Here is a 17,372-nt window from a genome sequence, read left to right on the forward strand (position 1 = left end):
ACCCCGCATGACCGCCTCCGACCCGCACTCCCGTCCCGACGCCCCCCGCCGGTCCCGCCCCGCGACGGTCACCGTCACCGGGGCCGCCGGGCAGATCGGCTACGCCACGGTCTTCCGGGCCGCGGCGGGCGACCTCCTCGGGCCCGACACGCCGATCCGCCTGCACCTGCTCGAGCTGCCGCAGGCGCGGCGGGCGGCGGAGGGCACGGCCCTGGAGCTCCAGGACGGCGCGTTCCCGCTGCTCGAGGGCGTGGAGGTCTTCGACGACGCCGACGCGGCCTTCGACGGGTCCTCGGTCGGCCTGCTCATCGGGGCCCGGCCCCGCTCCCAGGGCATGGAGCGGGCGGACCTGCTCCAGGCCAACGCCGGGATCTTCTCGGTGCAGGGCCGGGCCGTCAACCGGGGCGCGGCGGAGGACTTCCGGGCGGTCGTGGTCGGCAACCCCGCGAACACCAACGCCTACATCGCCGCCTCGCACGCCCCGGACGTCCCCCGGGAGCGCTTCACCGCGCTCACCCGGCTGGACCACCACCGGGCGGTCGCGCAGCTGGCCGAGGCCACGGGCGCCCGGGTGGCGGAGATCCGGGGGGTGGCGATCTGGGGCAACCACTCCGCGAGCCAGTACCCGGACCTGACCCACGCCACGGTCGCCGGCCGGCCGGCCCTCGAGGTGCTGGCCGAGAGGGGTCTCGGCCTGGACTGGGTGGACGGCACCTTCATCCCGCGCGTGGCCGGCCGCGGCGCGGAGATCATCGACGTGCGCGGCGGGTCCTCCGTGGCCTCGGCCGCCCACGCCGCCCTGAGCCACGTGCGCGACTGGGTGCTCGGCACCCCGGCGGACACGTGGACGTCCATGGCGGTGCCCTCCGACGGCTCCTACGGGGTGCCGGAGGGCCTGGTCAGCTCCTTCCCCGTGGTCTGCCGGGACGGGCGCGCCGGGATCGTCCCGGACCTGGCGCTCGACGAGTTCTCCCGGACCCGGCTCGAGCGCTCCGTGCGGGAGCTGGAGGAGGAGCGGGAGGCCGTGCAGCGGCTCGGGCTGCTCGGGCCCCGGCGCTGACCCCCGCCCCGGCTCAGGAGTAGGCCGGGCCCACCGCGTCGATCACCTGGTCGGTGGGCACCCCGGAGCCGTCGCGGCGCCCGTGCTCGGTGGGCAGGGCCCGCGCCACGCCCGTGGCCGAGACGGCCTTGGCCGGGCCGTGCCCCGCCCAGGCCAGGACCAGCCCCGTCTCGCCCTTGAGGAACCGGTGGGCGCGCACCCCGCCCGTGGCCCGGCCCTTGGGCGGGTACTCGGCGAAGGGCGTGACCTTCACCGAGTACTTGGACATCCCCGGCAGCACCTCCTCCGCCCGGGCCAGCGTCACGACCACCGGCGTCTCGTCGGCGGCGCGCACCGCCCCGAAGAACAATACGGCGTCGCCCGGGGTCAGCTTGATCCCCGCCACGCCGCCGGCGGTGCGGCCCTGGGGGCGCACCGCGGCCGCCTCGAAGTGCAGGAGCTTGCCCTCCCGGGTCACGAACACCAGCTCGTCGTCCTCGGCCGCGGACTCGGCGAGGCCGACGACCTCGTCGCCGTCCTTGAGCGTGATGACCTCCCACTCCTCCCGGTTGAGGGGGTACTCCGGGTTCACCCGCTTCACCACGCCGTTGCGGGTGCCCAGGGCGAGCACCGACCCCAGCGGGGCGAGGCCCACGAGCCGCTCGCCGCGGCCCAGGGTGAGGAACTCCTTGACCGGCACGCCGTCGCCGAGCTTGGGGGTGCCCTCGAAGGCCGTGAGCACGGGCACGTCCATCACCTGCACGCGCACCATCCGCCCGGCCGAGGTGACGGCCCCGATCTCCGAGCGCGCGGTGGCGCGCACCACGGAGGCCAGGGCGTCGTGCTTGAGCCGCCGCGGCGGGTCCACCAGCGGGTCCTGGGAGGAGGTGCGGGCGAGCTGGCCGGAGGTGGACAGGAAGACCCAGCACGGGTCGTCGGCGATCTCCAGGGCGAGCCCCCCGCCGCCGCCGCGGCCCGGGGCCGGGGCGGCCGCGGCGGCGGCGGGACCGGGCAGCGCCTCGGACTCGAGCAGCTCGGTGCGCCGGTCGTCGCCGTGCACCGCGGCGACCTCGGCGAGCTCGGCGGAGACCAGGGCCCGCAGCCGGGCGTCCGAGGCGAGGACCTCCTCCAGCTCGGCGATCTCCCCGCGCAGCTCCTCCTGCTCCTTCTCCAGCTCGATCCGGGAGTACTTGGTGAGCTGGCGCAGGCGCAGCTCCAGGATGTGGTCGGCCTGGACCCGGGTGAGGTCGTACACGCCCATCAGCCGCTCGCGGGCCACGGCGGTCTCGTCGGAGGAGCGGATGATCTGGATGACCTCGTCGATGTCGACGATCGCCACGAGCAGCCCCTCGACCAGGTGCAGCCGGTCGCGCCGCTTGGCCAGGCGGAAGCCCGTGCGCCGCCGGACCACGGAGAGCCGGTGCTCCACGTAGACCCGCAGCAGCTCGAGCAGGCCCATGGTGCGGGGCCGCCCGTCCACCAGGGCCACGTTGTTGATCCCGAAGGAGTCCTCCATCGGCGTGTACTTGTACAGCTGCTGGAGCACCGCCTGCGGGTTGAAGCCGTTCTTGACCTCGATCACCAGGCGCATGCCGTTCTTGCGGTCGGTGAGGTCCACGACGTCGGAGACGCCCTGCAGCTTCTTCGCCTGCGCGGCCTCCTTGATCTTCTCGGTGACCTTCTCCGGTCCCACCATGTAGGGCAGCTCGGTGACCACGATGCCCTGCTTGCGCGGGGAGACCTGCTCGATCGAGACCTTCGCCCGGGTCTTGAAGGACCCCCGCCCGGTCCGGTACGCGTCCCGGATGCCGTCCAGGCCCACGATCCGCCCGCCCGAGGGCAGGTCCGGTCCGGGGACGAAGCGCATCAGCTCCTCGAGGGTGGCCTCGGGGTGCTCCACGAGGTGCCGGGCCCCGGCCACGACCTCGCGCAGGTTGTGCGGGGCCATGTTCGTGGCCATGCCCACCGCGATGCCGGAGGACCCGTTGACCAGCAGGCTCGGGTACGCGGCCGGCAGCACGCCGGGCTGGAAGAACTGGTTGTCGTAGTTGGGCACGAAGTCCACGACGTCCTCGTCGAGGTCGGCCGTCAGGGCCAGCGCCGCGGGGGCCATGCGGGCCTCGGTGTAGCGGGAGGCGGCCGGGCCGTCGTCGAGGGAGCCGAAGTTGCCGTGCCCGTCCACGAGGGGCAGGCGCATCGCGAAGGGCTGGGCCAGGCGGACCATCGCGTCGTAGATCGCGGAGTCGCCGTGCGGGTGCAGCTTGCCCATGACCTCGCCCACCACGCGGGCGCTCTTGACGTGGCCGCGGTCCGGGCGCAGCCCCATCTGGTTCATCATGAACATGATCCGGCGCTGGACGGGCTTGAGCCCGTCCCGGGCGTCGGGGAGGGCCCGGGAGTAGATCACGGAGTACGAGTACTCGAGGAAGCTCGTCTCCATCTCGGAGGTCACGTCGATGTCGACGATGTTCTCCCGGAAGTCGGCGGGCAGCTCGTCCTCGGCGGACGGGCGGGAGGACGCACGGCGGCGAGCCATCAAAGCGGGGGGTCCTTCGGTCGGGGATGGGCCCGGGCGGCCCCGGGGACTCGGCGGGCGAGATCGTGCGGGGACGCACCGGGACGCACCGTTGACGGTGCGGGTTTGTCTACTAGCCTGAAGTCTATGGTTCCAGAGACCGCGGACACGGAAGAGGCCGCCCGGTACCCCGAGTACTGGGAGGCGGACGTGATGCTACGCGACGGCGCGACGGCACACCTGCGCCCCATCTCCCCGCAGGACCGCGACGCGCTGCTGGCGTTCCACCAGTCGCAGTCCGAGGACAGCATCTACCTGCGGTTCTTCTCCTACAAGCCCACCCTCTCGGCGCGCGAGCTGGACCGGTTCACCCGGGTGGACCACAAGGACCGCGTCTGCTTCGTGCTGCTGCTGGGAGAGCGGATCGTCGGGGTGGGCCGCTACGACCGCACGGAGGACCCGCACGACGCCGAGGTCGCGTTCATGATCTCCGACGCCCACCAGGGGCGGGGGATCGGCTCGATCCTCCTGGAGCACCTCGCCGCCGCGGCGCGGGAGAACGGGATCGACCACTTCTCCGCCGAGGTGCTGCCCGAGAACCGGAAGATGCTGCGCGTGTTCGCGGAGGCCGGCTACGAGCTGACCCGCCGCTTCGACGACGGCGTGGTCGTGGTGGGCTTCGACATCGACCCCACGGAGAAGTCGCTGGCCGTGATGGCCGCCCGCGAGCACCGGGCGGAGGCCCGCTCGATCGCCGATCTGGTCACCCCCTCCTCGATCGCGGTCATCGGCGCGTCCCGGGACCCCGGCCACGCCGGGCACGCCCTGGTGGAGCACCTGCTCGCCTCCGGGTTCGCGGGCCGGCTGAGCGGTGTGAGCCCCACGCCGTTCGAGCGGGAGGGCATGACCCACGCCACCTCGATCGGCGAGGTCGAGCAGCGCGTGGACCTGGCCCTGATCGCGGTGCCGGTGGACCAGGTGGCCGACGTCGTGGACCAGTGCGGCGCGGCCGGGGTCCGCGCCGTCGTCGTGGTCACCGGGGGCTACGCGGAGGCGGGGGCGGAGGGCCGCGCCCGGCAGACCGAGCTCGTGCGCCGCGCCCGCTCCCACGGCATGCGCCTGGTCGGGCCGGCGAGCCTGGGGCTGTACCGCACGGACCCGGAGTGCCGCTTCAACGCCTCCGTGCTGCCCACGACCCCCCGGCAGGGACCGCTGGGGCTGTTCAGCCAGTCCGGGGCCATCGGGATGATGCTCAACGCCGCGGCGCTGCGGCACAACGTGGGCGTGTCCTCGTACCTCTCGGCCGGCAACCGCGCGGACGTCTCCGGCAACGACATGATGCAGTACTGGGAGGACGACAACGCGACCAGCGCCTGCGGGCTCTACCTGCAGTCCGTGGGCAACCCCCGCAAGTTCTCCCGCATCGCCCGCCGGCTGTCCCTGACCAAGCCCGTCATCGTGGCCAAGAGCGAGGTGACCGGGCTGCGGCTGCCGCCGGGCCACACCGGGCGCACCACCCAGGCCCCGCCCGGCGCCCTCGACGCGATGTTCCGCCAGGCCGGGGTGATCCGCGCCGACACCAGCGAGCACCTCATGGACGTGGCCGGCATCCTGGCCGGCCAGCCGCTGCCGGCGGGACCCCGCACGGCACTGGTGTCCAACGCGCTCGCGCTGGGCCAGCTCATGGAGGACCGGTGCACCCAGCTGGGCCTGGAGACCGCCGTGACCCAGGCGTCGGTGCCCACCGCCGACGGCGGGGAGCGGGCCCTCGAGGCGCTGCGGGCCGCCGTGGGTCGCAGCCTCGGCGCCGAGGGCGTCGACGCCGCCGTGGTCACGCTCATGCCGATCCCCGGCACCGCGCCGCAGCAGGTCGCCGAGACCGTGGGACGGGTGGGCCGGGAGCACGGCAAGCCGGTGGTCGTCGCCTTCACCGGCAGCACCGAGCCGGGCGCCGCGTCCGTGCTGCACCACGCCGAGGACGGCCTGGACGTGCCGTGCTTCGACTCGCCCGGGGCCGCCCTGCGGGCGCTGGCCAAGGTCGTGGACTACACCCGGTGGCGCGCCCAGGACCAGGGCCGCTTCGCCGAGCCGCTGGGGATCGACGCGGAGGCCGCCGAGACCTTCGTGGAGACGGTGCTGCCCCGCGTCCCCGGCGACGGCCTGCTGGAGCTGGACGCCGACCGGTCGCGCACGCTGCTGGCGACCTACGGGATCGGGCTGCTGCCCAGCGCCCGGTTCACCGACCCGGCGGACGCGCCCGCCGCCGCCGAGCGGCTGGGCTACCCGGTGGCGCTGAAGACCACCGACCCGAACCTCCGCCACCGCCTGGACCTCGGCGGGGTGCAGCTGAACATCCAGGACGGCGAGCAGCTGCGGGCGGCGATCTCGACGATGCACCGGGCCCTGGCCCCCTTCGGCTCCTTCGACCTCGAGGTGCAGTCCATGGCGCCCACGGGCCAGGCCGTGGTCGTGCGCGCCATCGAGGACCCGCTCATCGGCCCCGTGGTCTCCTTCGGGATGGCCGGGGACGCGGTGAACCTCCTGGAGGACTGGGCCCACCGGGTGCCGCCGCTCACCGACATGGACGTGCGGCGGATGGTCCGGGAGCCCAAGGCCTCCCGCAAGCTCTTCGGCCACCAGGGCGTCCCGGCCGCCGACGTGGACCGGCTCGAGGACCTCGTGGCCCGGGTCGCGCTGCTCAAGGACCGGCACCCGGAGATCGCCCGCGTGGAGCTCAATCCGGTGCTGGTCTCCAGCGGCTCCCTCACGGTGCTCGGCGCGTCGGTGGGGATCGGCAACCCGCGGCAGCGGACGGACAGCGCTCGCCGGGCGATGCGCAGCTAGGCGGTCCCGGACCTCGTGGCGGACACCATAGCCGGTCGGTACACCCTCATCGACCCCATCGCGCGCGGCGGCAGCGGTTCCGTGTGGCGGGCGTGGGACGGCCGGCTCCAGCAGCTGTGCGCCGCCAAGGTGCTGCGCCAGCGGGACTCCGCGGACCTGCTCCGGTTCGCCCGTGAGCAGTCCGTGAAACTGGACCACCCGCACGTGCTCGCCCCGTACGGCTGGGCCGCGGAGGACGAGCACGTGGTCATCGCGATGCCCCTGGTCCACGGCGGGACCCTGGAGTCCGCCCTGCTGGACAACGGCGCCGCCTCCGCGGAGCTCACCGAGGAGGTCCTCGCCCAGCTGCTGCGGGCCCTGCAGTTCGTGCACGCCCAGGGGTGGGTCCACCGGGACGTGAAGCCGGGCAACCTCATGCTGGAGAGCACCGGCACCGGACGGCCCCACGTGTTCCTCTCGGACTTCGGCATCGCGGTGCGCGTGCAGGACGCCCGCCTCACCCGGACGGGCACCGTGGTGGGCACGCCCGGCTACCTGCCGCCGGAGGCCTACGGGCTCGCCGACCCGGCCCCCGCCCTGGACCTCTACGCGGCGGGGATCACCGCGCTGCGGATGCTGGACCCCGCCCTCGAACCGGAGGGCAGCCTCGGGCCCGCCGACGCGCGCGCGGTCGTGGGGGAGCAGGGCGACCTGGCGGAGCACCTCGCGGCCCTGCTCACCCCCGACCCGGCGCTGCGCCGCAACGCCGCGGTGGCCGTGCTGGACGCGCTCACCGTGGGCTCGGCCGCCCGCACGTTCGACCCGGCGCTCACCCGCGACGGGGAGCCCTTCGAGATCTTCGACGTCCTCGACCCGCTTCCGGAGCCCTGGGCCACCCGGGTGCGCGAGGGCTGGGAGGGACCGGACGGGAGCGGCGGCGCAGCGCCCGCCACCGGCGGCGCGGCATGGGCCGCGGCGGGCGGCGCCGAGGACGGCGGGCCCGACACCGTCGCGTCGGGCGCCGTGACCCCGGGCGGCCGCGGCGCCGCGACCCCGCAGAGCCACGTCCCCGGGGCCCCGGGCGCGGCGACCGGCAGGGAGAGCCACCCGCGCCCCACCGGTCCGGCCGGTGCGGCCGCGACGACGACGGAGACCCTGGCGGCCCCGCAGGCCCCGCCGGACCCGGCCCCGCCCCGGCGCCGGCGCGGCGGCGCGCTCACCGGGCTGCTCCTGGGCCTCGTCGGCCTGACGGCGCTGCTCGTCGGATACCTGCTGCTGGACCCCCTGGGCTCCGCCCGGCAGGCCCCCGGCCCCGGGGCCACCACCTCGCCCACCCCGAGCCCGGCGCCGACCTCGAGCCCGGAGCCGACGGCGTCGGGCCCGGTCCAGCTCGAGCAGGTCTGCGAGGACATCGGCGGGGGGCGGCAGGAGTGCTACTTCCGGGTGCCCTGACGGCCGTGTTGGGCGCGGGCGCGGGCGTGGGGGAAAATGGCCCCCATGACGTATTCAGGTGAGCGCGGCCAGCGGCTGGTCGAGGACATCAACAAGGCCGGCTTCTATCCGCAACTGGTGATCGACGTGGTCCAGGACTCTCTGGACGGCCGGTCCCCGGTCTCCCACCTCGTGCAGCTCGAGACGCACATCGACCGGACCGAGGTGCACCGGCACATCACCGTGCTGGTCCTGGCCGAGGACGTCCTGCACGTCACGCACGTGGACGACGAGGAGTTCGACGAGAGCGGCCGCGACGTGGTGGCCCGGGTCTCGACCGAGACGGTGGGCATCTCCCAGATCCGCTCCGTCACGCTCAGCTACTCGTACTACCAGCCGGCCAACTACCGGCCGGACAGCCCCATCTCCGAGGTGACCCTCGCGATCGCGTGGACCGGGACGCTGCACGTGGACCTGGCGCCCGCCCTGTGCGACGACCCGCAGTGCCAGGCCGACCACGGCTACACCGGCACGGCCGCGCGGGAGGACATCGTGCTGCGGATCAGCGCCGAGGCGGACGGCCCCGCCGCGGTCGAGGGCGCGCGCGAGTTCGCGCGCACGCTGCGCCGGGCCAACCTCTCCCCGCTCACCGACGGCGCCCAGATCGCCCAGCCGGCGCACGGGCGCGTGCCCGCCCCGCGGCGCGGCCCCACCGCGACCCCGCGCACACGGTTCACCGACCGGTTCACCGGCCGGGACGGCGGCCCCGCCCGATGAGGGCGGTCGAGGAGATCCTGCCCGGCCTGCCCGGGGACCTGCCGCAGCCGCCCCGCTACGGGCGGCGCACGGTCGCGGAGGTCCTGTCCTCGGCCGCCGCCTCCCTGGGCGTGCCGGGCTTCGAGGACGTGCTGGGGCTGCCCGCCGCCCGCCGCGTCGTCGTCGTCCTCGCGGACGGGCTCGGGCGCGCCCAGCTGCGGGCCCGCGCCGGCCACGCCCCCACGCTCGCCGGGGCCAGGAACCTGGCCACCCTGGACGCCGCGTTCCCCACGACCACCGCGTCCTCCCTCGCTTCCCTGGGCACCGGCGCTGCCCCCGGGGCGCACGGGCTCGTGGGCTACGACGTGCTGGACCCGGACCGGGACACGGTCGTCAACCAGCTCGGCGGCTGGGACGCCGCCGTGGACCCGCGGGCCTGGCAGCCCCTGCCCACGGTGCTGGAGCGCGCCGCCGAGCACGTCGACGTGGTGACCGTCAGCCGGCACAAGTTCGCCGACTCGGGGCTCACCAACGCAGCCCTGCGCGGGGGCCGGTTCGTGGCGGCCGAGGGCCCCGCGGCGCGCGTGAGCGCCGCGCTGGACCAGCTGAGCGCCGGCCGGGACGCCCTCATGTACTTCTACTGGGACGAGCTGGACCGCACCGGGCACGCCAAGGGCTGGGAGTCCTGGGAGTGGACGGCCCAGCTCGAGGAGCTCGACTCGTCCCTGCGCCGCCTCGTCGCCCGGGTGCCGGCCGGGACCACCGTCCTGGTGACCGGCGACCACGGCATGGTCGACGTGCCCCCGGACGCCCGGGTCGACGTCTCCCGCGTGCCCGGGCTGCTCGACGGCGTCCGTCACACGGCCGGGGAGCCGCGGATGGTGCAGCTGCACCTCGAACCGGACGCGACGGCGGGGGACGTGCGGGCGCTCGTGGCGGCCTGGCGGGAGCGCTTCGGCTCCCGGGTCTGGCTGTTCTCCCGCGAGGCCGCCCTCGACGCCGGCTACTTCGGGCCCCCCGAGCTGGTGCGCGAGGCCGTGCGCGCCCGCATCGGCGACCTCCTGGTCGCGGCCAAGGACCCGCTGGCGCTGTTCGACCTCGGCCGGGCCCGTCCCAGTGTGCTCTCGATGGTGGGCCAGCACGGCTCGCTCACCCGGGCCGAGCGCGAGGTGCCGCTGCTGCGGCTGAGCTGAGAGCGCGGACGCGGCCGCGCTCAGGGGGTGTCCGCGGGCTCCTCCTCGGAGCCCTCCGCGGACTCCTCGACAGCGGGCCCCGGGGTGTCCTCCGCAGCCCCCTCCTCGCCGGCGGCTGCCTGCCTCGCGAGCGGTTCCGCGTCGGCCTCCTCGTCGGGTGCCTCCTCCTCGGCGTCCTCGGGCACGGGGCTGACGGTGCCCGGCGGTGGGGTCCCGGCCGGGCTCGGTGCCGGGGGAGCGGGCGCGGGCACGACCGGCGCGGGAGCCACCGGCACGGGCGCCACCGGGGCCGGCGCCACCGGGGCGGGAGCGACGGGCACGGGGGCGACGGGCTCCGGCACGGCAGGGGCGACCGGGGCGGGGGCCACGGGGGCGGGCGCGACGGGCTCCGGCGCCGGTTCCGCGGACGGCGTGGGCGTGGCCGTCCGGGCCGGCGACCGGGTGGGCGTGGGGGAGGGCGTGCGGGACGGTGTGGGCGTGGTGGTGGGTGTGCGGCTCACGGAGGGAGCCGGGACGAACTGCGCCTCCCGGCCGGCCCCGAACAGGTCGCGCCCCACCCCGCCGAGATAGAGGGCGCCGGCGCCGGCCAGCACCACGAGCACCACCGCGCCGAGCACGAGCCCCGCCACGACCCGGCCGGGCCCGGAGCCCCGGACCAGGTCGGCCGGCGACTCGCTGCCGGTGCGGTCGGCGGAGCCGGCCGGCGGCCCGGCGAGGCCGTCGCGCTCGTCCTCACCGAACAGATCGTCCTCGATCGAATTGCCCATGACCTGCTGACCCCTGACGTGGTTCCGTGCGTCCGGGCCGCGCGCAGGACGGGGGAGCGCCCGAGCCCGCGGGAGCGGCGCGGACCGGCCCCTGATGCGTGCACTCTATCCCGTGGTCGTCCCGGAGCACCGGAGGCTGGCGCGTGCCGGGGCCGGCAGCTCAGTCGGAGGAGCTGCCGAAGACGATCTCGTCCCAGCTGGGCACGGAGGAGCGCGCCGAGCGGCGGGCCTTCGCGGTGCGGTTGCGCGGCCGGGGCCGCTCGGGCGCGGCGCTCTCGCCGCCGGCCGGATCGGTGTCCGCGTCCTCGGGCCCGGCCTCGTCGCGGGTGCCCGCGCGCTCGGAGCCCTCGCCGGCGGCGTCCGCGGCATCGGCACCGCCGGGCGCGGGACGGCCGGACGGCGCCTCCGGGGCGGGGGCGGACGGCCGGAGCGCGGCGACCGACCCCGGCCCGGCCTGCGCCGGGCGGCCCTGCGCCGGCCGGTCCTGCGCGGTGGCGTCCTGCGGGGGCGCGTCCTGAACGGCGGGGTCCTGGACCGCGGCATCGTGCTCCGCGGCGTCCTGCTCCGCGGCGCGGGGCGCGGTGGTGCCCTCTGGCGCGGCCGGTGCCGTGCCGGGACCGTCCTCGGATGCGCCGCGGTCCTCGACCGTGTCCTGCGGTGCCGTGTCCTGCGGTGCCGTGTCCTGCGGTGCCGTGTCCTGTGGTGCCGGGGCGGTGTCGGGGAACCGGGTGGCGGGCTGGAAGGGCCGGTCGAACACCGGGGTGTCCTCCGGCGCGGCCAGCGGGCGGGGCCGCCGCTCGACGTGGCCCATGCCCCGGCCCAGCAGCTCGGCCAGGGCGTCGTCGCCCTCCACGTCCTCGCCGATGCGCTGACCGCGCCGGGCCTGCAGGACGTCGAGCAGGTCGTCGGCCTCCACGGCGGAGCGGCGCAGCTGCGTGAGCTCCGGGTCGAGCCCGCCGTCCAGGACGCCCAGGCCGGCGCCCAGCGGCGTGTCCGGGGCCCCCGTCTCGGTGAGGGCCTCGGCCCAGGGATTGGCCGGGCGCACGCTCTGGTTCGCCGGGTTGTAGAGCCACTCGGCCTGCGGCTCGTCCTCGGTGGGGGCGGACCCGGCGTCGGTCACGGAGAACCGGGCGACCACGGTCCACAGGTGGTCCTCGCGCTGCCAGGAGTCCCACTCGAGCGAGGAGGGGTCCACGCCCAGGTCCCCGGCCCGGTGGGCCACGGCCCGGCCGAGGGTCAGCGGCTCGCCCTCGAAGACGGAGTGGTAGCCGCGGTGCGCGGAGCGGTCCTCGATCTCGACCTTCTGCGCCTCGGCGGCGATGTGGGCGCGCTCGGCGAGGATCGGCCACTCGTAGCGGCGGACCCGGGCGGCCTCCCAGCCGCTCTCGGCCACGATCTCCTCGACCGTGGCCCCGGCGCGGAACCGGGCCTGGATCTCGCGCGGACCGAACTGGCCCGTGCCCCGGGGGCGGGCGCCGGCGAGGCGCCGGGCGCGCTGGACGGCCAGGCGCAGCTCCTGGTCGATCCGGAGCAGGCGGCGGGTGCCCGTCTCGTCCTCGACGACCAGGTGCTCACCGTCGTCGTGCACACCTGCCAGGCGCAACTGCTCCATGCTGTCATTCCTCCGGGTGGTTCTCGGGTGCGCTCGCGGTCGTCGAGCGGGGACTGCGCGGCGGGGCCGGCGGCCGCAGGCGTGGTGCCGGTGCGGCCCTGCGCCCCAATCCTACTGGCCGCCGCACGGGGGTCGCCGGACGCCGTCCGCGAACCGCTCCGACCGCGTGTTCGCGGGCCGGAGCACGGTTGGATTTTTGCCCTCACATGGTGAACAATCTACGCGATACAGAGCCCGGTGGGCGGCGCGGGAGCCGCCCCGGAGCTCGCCTGAACCCATCTTGGAGCGAAGACCGACTATGGCCACTGATTACGACGCGCCGCGCAAGCAGGACGAGGAGCTCAAGGAGGACTCGATCGAGGAGCTGCAGACGCGCCGCAGCGACTCGCAGTCGGGCAGCGTCGACGAGGACGAGGCGGCGGCGGCGGAGAGCTTCGAGCTGCCGGGTGCGGACCTCTCCAACGAGGAGCTCTCCGTGGTGGTGCTGCCGGCCCAGGAGGACGAGTTCACCTGCGGCTCGTGCTTCCTGGTGCGGCACCGGTCCCAGGTCGCCGAGGAGAAGAACGGCGTCAAGTACTGCATCGAGTGCGTGGGCTGAGCCCCGCACCCGCCGAACCGCCCGAGGTACCGGCCGAGAAACCCGCCGAGAGACCGGCCGGGAACCGGAGGAACCCCGCCGCGACGCACGTCGCGGCGGGGTTCCTCCGTCCGGTCGCGGACGCGGGGCTCACACCGGCTGGGACAGCACCTCCACGATCCGCTCGGGGTGCCGCGTCGACGTCAGCCAGTACGGGGTCGGGTCCACGGGATCGGTGATGCGGATCCGCACCACCGGGCCCACGGACGCCCGGAAGTTCATGAACGCCCGGCCGTCGAGTTCGGGGCCGCGCACGCGGCGCACCTCGTCGCCGCGGAAGGCCTCGGCGGCGCCGACGAAGCGGCGCTCGATCCGGGCCCGGCCGACCTGCAGCGACTCGTCGGTGATCACGATGGAGCTGGTGGAGGCGAGCAGCGCCACGGCGGTGCCGCCCGCGGCCACGAGGGCGGCGAGCCCGGCCACCCAGAGGTTGATGGGCGCGAGCGCCACGAGGGCGACCAGGCCGGTGAAGAGGACGAGGAGCCACATCCACCACGCGGCGGTGAGCTTCTCCTCGTAGAGGACCCGGGCCCCGGAGCCGGCCGGGGACCGGCGGGCGCGGCGGGGGTCGTCGGACGGGGACGCGCTGGAGGAAGCAGGGTGGGACATGAGTCAAGGTTCTCACGACCGCGGGCGTGGTCCGGCGCGTTAGAGTGGGGCACTGTGAACGACCAGTCGACAGGCCACCGGCCTTCCCCGGGCCCCGGGCGCCCGCTCAGCATCGCGCTGCAGGCCCTCGACCCGGACCTCCCCCTGCCCGTGTACGCGAAGTCCGGCGACGCCGGCGCGGACCTGCGCTCGCGCGCGGACCTGACCCTCGGCCCCGGTGAGCGCGCCCTGGTGCCCACGGGCGTGGCCATCGCGCTGCCCGAGGGCTACGCCGGGTTCGTCCACCCGCGCTCGGGCCTCGCCGCCCGCCACGGCATCACGGTGGTCAACGCCCCCGGGACGGTGGACGCCGGCTACCGCGGGGAGATCATGGTGACGCTGCTCAACACGGACCGGGACGAGCCCTTCCGGGTCAGCCGCGGGGACCGCATCGCCCAGCTCGTGGTGCAGCGCGTGGAGCAGGCCGTCTTCGAGGTCGTCGACGCCCTGCCGGTGTCCGAGCGCGGCGGGACGGGCTTCGGCTCCAGCGGCACCGCCTGACCACGAGCTGACCCGAGAGCTGACGCCACGAGCCGGCACGCGTGCCGGCGGAGGAGAACGAGAACATGTTCGGTCGCAAGAAGAAGAAGCCGGCGGCGCAGGCCGCCCCGGAGCAGCCGCAGGCCGCCCCGGAGGAGCATCCGGCACCGTCCCAGGAGCCGCAGGGCCCGCTGGACGTGGCCCAGCTCGAGGACCGGGACGGCTACCTCGACCTGGGGGCGCTGCTCGTGCGACCCCGGCCGGGGCTGGGGGTGCGCCTGGAGGTCGACGAGCGGACCCAGCGTCCGCGCGCCGTGGCGCTCGACCTCGCCGGCGGCTCCGTGCAGGTCCAGGCGTTCGCCGCGCCCCGGTCCGAGGGGCTGTGGGACGAGGTCCGCCGTGAGCTCGTCCAGTCCCTGCGCGAGGGCAACGGGGAGCCCACGGTGGAGGAGGGACCCTTCGGGCTCCAGGTGCTGACCCGCTTCCCGGCCACCGCCTCGGACGGGACCCGCGGCTTCCGCCTCGCGCGCTTCGTCGGCATCGACGGGCCCCGCTGGTTCGTGCGTGCGGTGTTCACGGGCACCGCCGCGGTGGCGGCCGAGTCCGCCGCCCTCGAGGAGGTCGTGCGCGAGCTCGTCGTGGTGCGCGGGGACCGCCCCATGCCCCCGCGGGAGCTGCTCCCGCTGACCGTGCCGGAGGGCTCCGTGCGGGCGCCGGCCCCGCAGCCGGAGGCCGGGCCCGTGGCCCCGCCGCGGCGCGGTCCCGAGATCACCGAGATCGGCTGAGCCGTGGCACACGGGCAGATCGGCTCGCCCCGGGCGGGATCGGCGACGGGGGCCATCGACGTGGTCACCGAGGCCCCCGTGTGCGCCGGGGACCTCGACCCGGCGGCCGCCGGCGGCCGGCACCGGGTGATGGCCACCGGCCAGGTGGTCGAGGTGACGGTGCCCCCGGTGACCGGGGTGCAGAACTACACGGCGCTGCTGGTGCCGGAGTGCGCGCGGGAGCCGGGGGGCGCCGAGCCCCGGGCGCTGCTGCTCGTGTGGCAGGGACAGCGCAGCGTGCCGGGTGTGAGCGCCGGGACGCGGCTGCGCTGCGTGGGGGTCGTGAGCTTCCGCGACGGCCGCGCCACCATGTTCAACCCGCGCTACGAGATCATCGCCAAGCAGGTCAGCAGATAGGACGGAACAGCACATGTGGCAGGTCGACGGATGACACGTCCCGGGGAGCCCGACGAGACGGCGGGCCCCGCCCCGCGCCGCGCCGGGATGGAGGACTCGATGGCCGCCTACGCGGCCCGCTCCGGCATGCGGCGCAAGGACAACGGGCAGCTCGACGTGCTGCACGCCGTCGGGGGCTGGCGGGGCCTGGCCGAGACGATCCTGCCGGGCTTCGTGTTCCTGGCCGTGCTCCTGGTGGGCAACACCCTGGGCACGGCCCTGCTCGCGTCCCTCGGGACCGCGGCCGCGTTCACGGTGCTGCGCCTGGCCCAGCGCCAGAGCCTCGTCCAGGCGGTCTCCGGCGTGGTGGGCGTGGGCGTGTGCGCGCTGTTCGCCCGGGCCACCGGTGAGGCCCTGGACTACTACGTCCCCGGGTTCTGGATCAACACGGTCTCCTTCGTGGGCCTGGGGATCTCGCTGCTCGCGGGCTGGCCGCTGCTCGGGGTGTTCTACGGCTACATCCGCGGGGAGGGCACCCAGTGGCGCGACGTCCCGGTGCGCCTGCGCGCGTACCGGGTGGCCACGGTGATGCTCATGGCCATGTTCGCGGCCCGGCTCCTGGTGCAGGTGCCGCTGTACTTCGCGGGGAACCTCACCGGGCTGGGCGTGGCCCGGCTGGTCATGGGCGTGCCCCTGTACGCGCTGACCCTGTGGCTGGCGTGGCTGGTCTCCCGGCCGCCGGAGCAGATCGCCGCCGAGCAGGACGGCACCGAGCAGGACGTCACAGAACAGGACGACACGGAACAGGACGGCGCCGAGCAGCACGGCACCGAGAGGGACAGCGCCGGCTGAGCCGCCCGGCCGGGCTCAGCCCTCGGGCAGCTCGTGCTGGTCGGCGGTCGTGAACATCGCGCGCAGCTGCCCCTCGCCCTCGGCGGTGGAGACGAAGAAGAGCTGGTCGGCGCCCTCGAGCACGTCGTCGCCGGAGGGCGTGATCGGCACGCCGTCGCGCAGGATCGCCACGAGCGTCACGTCCGGGGGCCACGGCACCTGGGAGACCATCGAGGCGATGACCGGGTGCTCGTGCGGGACGGTGTAGGCGGAGAGGGTCGCCCCGCCCGTCTGCAGGGTCAGCAGCCGCACCACGTCCCCCACCTCCACGGCCTCCTCCACGAGCGCCGTCATCAGCCGCGGCGTGGACACGGCCACGTCCACGCCCCACGCGTCGTCGAAGAGCCACTCGTTCTTGGGGTTGTTCACCCGGCCCACCGTGCGGGGCACGCCGAACTCGCTGCGCGCCAGCAGGGAGACCACCAGGTTCGCCTTGTCGTCGCCCGTGGCGGCGACGACGACGTCGGTCTCCTCCAGCCCGCCCTCCCGCAGCGTGGACAGCTCGCAGGCGTCCCCGATGATCCACTGGGCGCCGCGCAGGTCCGAGCGCCCGATCACCTCGGGCTTCTCGTCGAAGATCACCACCTCGTGGTGGTGGGAGAGCAGCTCCCGGGCGATCGAGGCCCCCACGGCGCCCGCGCCCACGACGACCACGCGCATCAGTTGCCTCCCGGGTAGGTGCGGTCGGAGCCGGACGCGTCCTCGGCGTCGCGGCGCAGGGAGTTGGCGAAGTCCAGGACGTCCGGGTCCGGCGGGCGGGACAGGATGCGCGAGATCGCCTCCACCTCACCCGTGCGCATCATCGCGTGCACCACGTCCCCCTGCTGGTAGCTGGTGTCCGGGCCGGGCAGGATGCCCTCCCCGAAGCGGGTCACGAAGGCCACGCGCACGCCGGCGGCCTCCTCGATCGCCTCCAGGTGCAGGCCCGACCACGAGTCGTCGAGGGACAGCTCGCCCAGCTGCAGCCGGCCCGAGGCCTCCCGGAAGTCGGCGGTGATCGACTGCTCGGGCAGGATCCGGCGCAGCGCCTGGTCCGCGCTCCAGCGCACGGCGGCGACCGTGGGGATGCCCAGGCGCTGGTAGAACTCCGCGCGGGAGGGGTCGTAGATGCGGGCGACCACGTGGCGGACCTTGAAGGTCTCGCGCGCCACCCGCGCGGCGATGATGTTGGAGTTGTCCCCGCTGGAGACGGCCGCGAACGCGTAGGCCTCCTCGATCCCGGCCCGGCGCAGCACCTCGCGGTCGAAGCCCAGCCCGGTGACCTTCCTGCCCTCGAAGGACTTGCGCAGCCGGCGGAAGGCGCGGTCGTCCTGGTCGATCACCGCCACGGTGTGCCCGGAGTCCTCCAGGGTGTGCGCGACCATCACGCCGACGCGCCCCACACCCATGATCACGAAATGCGCCATGTCCTCAGCCTAGG

At 75.3% G+C, this 17,372-nt stretch carries 16 protein-coding genes; 10 read left to right on the top strand and 6 right to left on the bottom strand.

The genetic code is table 11. The annotated features are described in order from the left end of the window. The first annotated feature begins 7 nt into the window (after positions 1–7). Positions 8–1,060, top strand: a complete 1,053-nt coding sequence (locus AYX06_RS00530) for a malate dehydrogenase (protein ID WP_062733372.1) — start codon at positions 8–10, stop codon at positions 1,058–1,060. A gap of 13 nt (positions 1,061–1,073) precedes the next feature. On the opposite strand, the gene AYX06_RS00535 is transcribed toward AYX06_RS00530, so the two are convergent. After that, a complete protein-coding gene (locus tag AYX06_RS00535) occupies positions 1,074–3,575 on the bottom strand; it encodes a DNA gyrase/topoisomerase IV subunit A (RefSeq protein WP_062733374.1) in 2,502 nt (833 codons plus the stop codon). A gap of 126 nt (positions 3,576–3,701) precedes the next feature. Here AYX06_RS00535 and AYX06_RS00540 point away from each other — a divergent pair, with 126 nt between their 5' ends. The 4 genes from AYX06_RS00540 to AYX06_RS00555 are packed head-to-tail and all read left to right on the top strand — an operon-like array spanning position 3,702 to position 9,757. After that, on the top strand, positions 3,702–6,398 hold the full coding sequence (locus AYX06_RS00540; RefSeq protein ID WP_062733376.1) for a bifunctional acetate--CoA ligase family protein/GNAT family N-acetyltransferase: 2,697 nt from the start codon (positions 3,702–3,704) through the stop codon (positions 6,396–6,398). Positions 6,399–6,413: 15 nt separating this feature from the next. Further along, positions 6,414–7,829: a serine/threonine-protein kinase gene (locus AYX06_RS20105; protein ID WP_062733379.1), complete on the top strand. Its 1,416-nt coding sequence runs from the start codon at positions 6,414–6,416 to the stop codon at positions 7,827–7,829. A 45-nt stretch (positions 7,830–7,874) separates the two neighbouring features. Beyond that, positions 7,875–8,585, top strand: coding sequence for a DUF5998 family protein (locus AYX06_RS00550; RefSeq protein ID WP_062733381.1), 711 nt, complete (start codon positions 7,875–7,877; stop codon positions 8,583–8,585). Continuing rightward, on the top strand, positions 8,582–9,757 hold the full coding sequence (locus tag AYX06_RS00555) for an alkaline phosphatase family protein (protein WP_062733384.1): 1,176 nt from the start codon (positions 8,582–8,584) through the stop codon (positions 9,755–9,757). Before AYX06_RS00550 ends, AYX06_RS00555 begins: the two co-directional genes overlap by 4 nt. A 20-nt stretch (positions 9,758–9,777) precedes the next feature. Here the strand turns inward: AYX06_RS00555 and AYX06_RS20110 are convergent, their stop codons facing one another. Then, complete coding sequence (locus tag AYX06_RS20110) at positions 9,778–10,524, bottom strand: hypothetical protein (RefSeq protein WP_062733386.1); 747 nt, start codon at positions 10,522–10,524, stop codon at positions 9,778–9,780. Between the two features lie 160 nt (positions 10,525–10,684). After that, the gene (sepH, locus tag AYX06_RS00565; RefSeq protein WP_062733388.1) at positions 10,685–12,136 is read right to left on the bottom strand and encodes a septation protein SepH; all 1,452 of its coding nucleotides are present in this window, start codon (positions 12,134–12,136) and stop codon (positions 10,685–10,687) included. 298 nt (positions 12,137–12,434) lie between these two features. Here sepH and AYX06_RS00570 point away from each other — a divergent pair, with 298 nt between their 5' ends. Further along, entirely contained in the window at positions 12,435–12,734 is a 300-nt protein-coding gene (locus AYX06_RS00570) for a DUF4193 domain-containing protein (protein WP_062733391.1), read from the top strand. 129 nt (positions 12,735–12,863) lie between these two features. Here AYX06_RS00570 and AYX06_RS00575 read toward each other — a convergent pair whose 3' ends face one another. Next, positions 12,864–13,382: a DUF3093 domain-containing protein gene (locus AYX06_RS00575; protein WP_062733394.1), complete on the bottom strand. Its 519-nt coding sequence runs from the start codon at positions 13,380–13,382 to the stop codon at positions 12,864–12,866. A 111-nt stretch (positions 13,383–13,493) separates the two neighbouring features. On the opposite strand from AYX06_RS00575, the gene dut reads away from it, so the two are divergent. From dut to AYX06_RS00595, 4 genes are all read left to right on the top strand, one after another. Continuing rightward, positions 13,494–13,922 (top strand): dUTP diphosphatase, encoded by a 429-nt coding sequence (dut, locus tag AYX06_RS00580; RefSeq protein WP_371860076.1) that lies wholly within the window; start codon positions 13,494–13,496, stop codon positions 13,920–13,922. Positions 13,923–13,987: 65 nt separating this feature from the next. Further along, positions 13,988–14,686: a DUF3710 domain-containing protein gene (locus tag AYX06_RS00585; protein ID WP_062736794.1), complete on the top strand. Its 699-nt coding sequence runs from the start codon at positions 13,988–13,990 to the stop codon at positions 14,684–14,686. A 3-nt stretch (positions 14,687–14,689) separates the two neighbouring features. After that, positions 14,690–15,082 carry a single stranded DNA-binding domain-containing protein gene (locus AYX06_RS00590; protein ID WP_232319352.1) on the top strand — a complete coding sequence of 131 codons (393 nt, stop codon included), beginning with the start codon at positions 14,690–14,692 and terminating at the stop codon, positions 15,080–15,082. 30 nt (positions 15,083–15,112) lie between these two features. Beyond that, positions 15,113–15,913, top strand: a complete 801-nt coding sequence (locus AYX06_RS00595) for a DUF3159 domain-containing protein (RefSeq protein ID WP_062733400.1) — start codon at positions 15,113–15,115, stop codon at positions 15,911–15,913. Between the two features lie 15 nt (positions 15,914–15,928). Here the strand turns inward: AYX06_RS00595 and AYX06_RS00600 are convergent, their stop codons facing one another. After that, the gene (locus AYX06_RS00600; protein ID WP_062733403.1) at positions 15,929–16,612 is read right to left on the bottom strand and encodes a potassium channel family protein; all 684 of its coding nucleotides are present in this window, start codon (positions 16,610–16,612) and stop codon (positions 15,929–15,931) included. Next, positions 16,612–17,358 (bottom strand): potassium channel family protein, encoded by a 747-nt coding sequence (locus AYX06_RS00605; protein ID WP_062733406.1) that lies wholly within the window; start codon positions 17,356–17,358, stop codon positions 16,612–16,614. The genes AYX06_RS00600 and AYX06_RS00605 overlap by 1 nt, the downstream gene beginning before the upstream one ends. Positions 17,359–17,372 lie beyond the last annotated feature (14 nt).

Source organism: Kocuria turfanensis (assembly GCF_001580365.1).
GTDB classification, from domain to species: domain Bacteria; phylum Actinomycetota; class Actinomycetes; order Actinomycetales; family Micrococcaceae; genus Kocuria; species Kocuria turfanensis.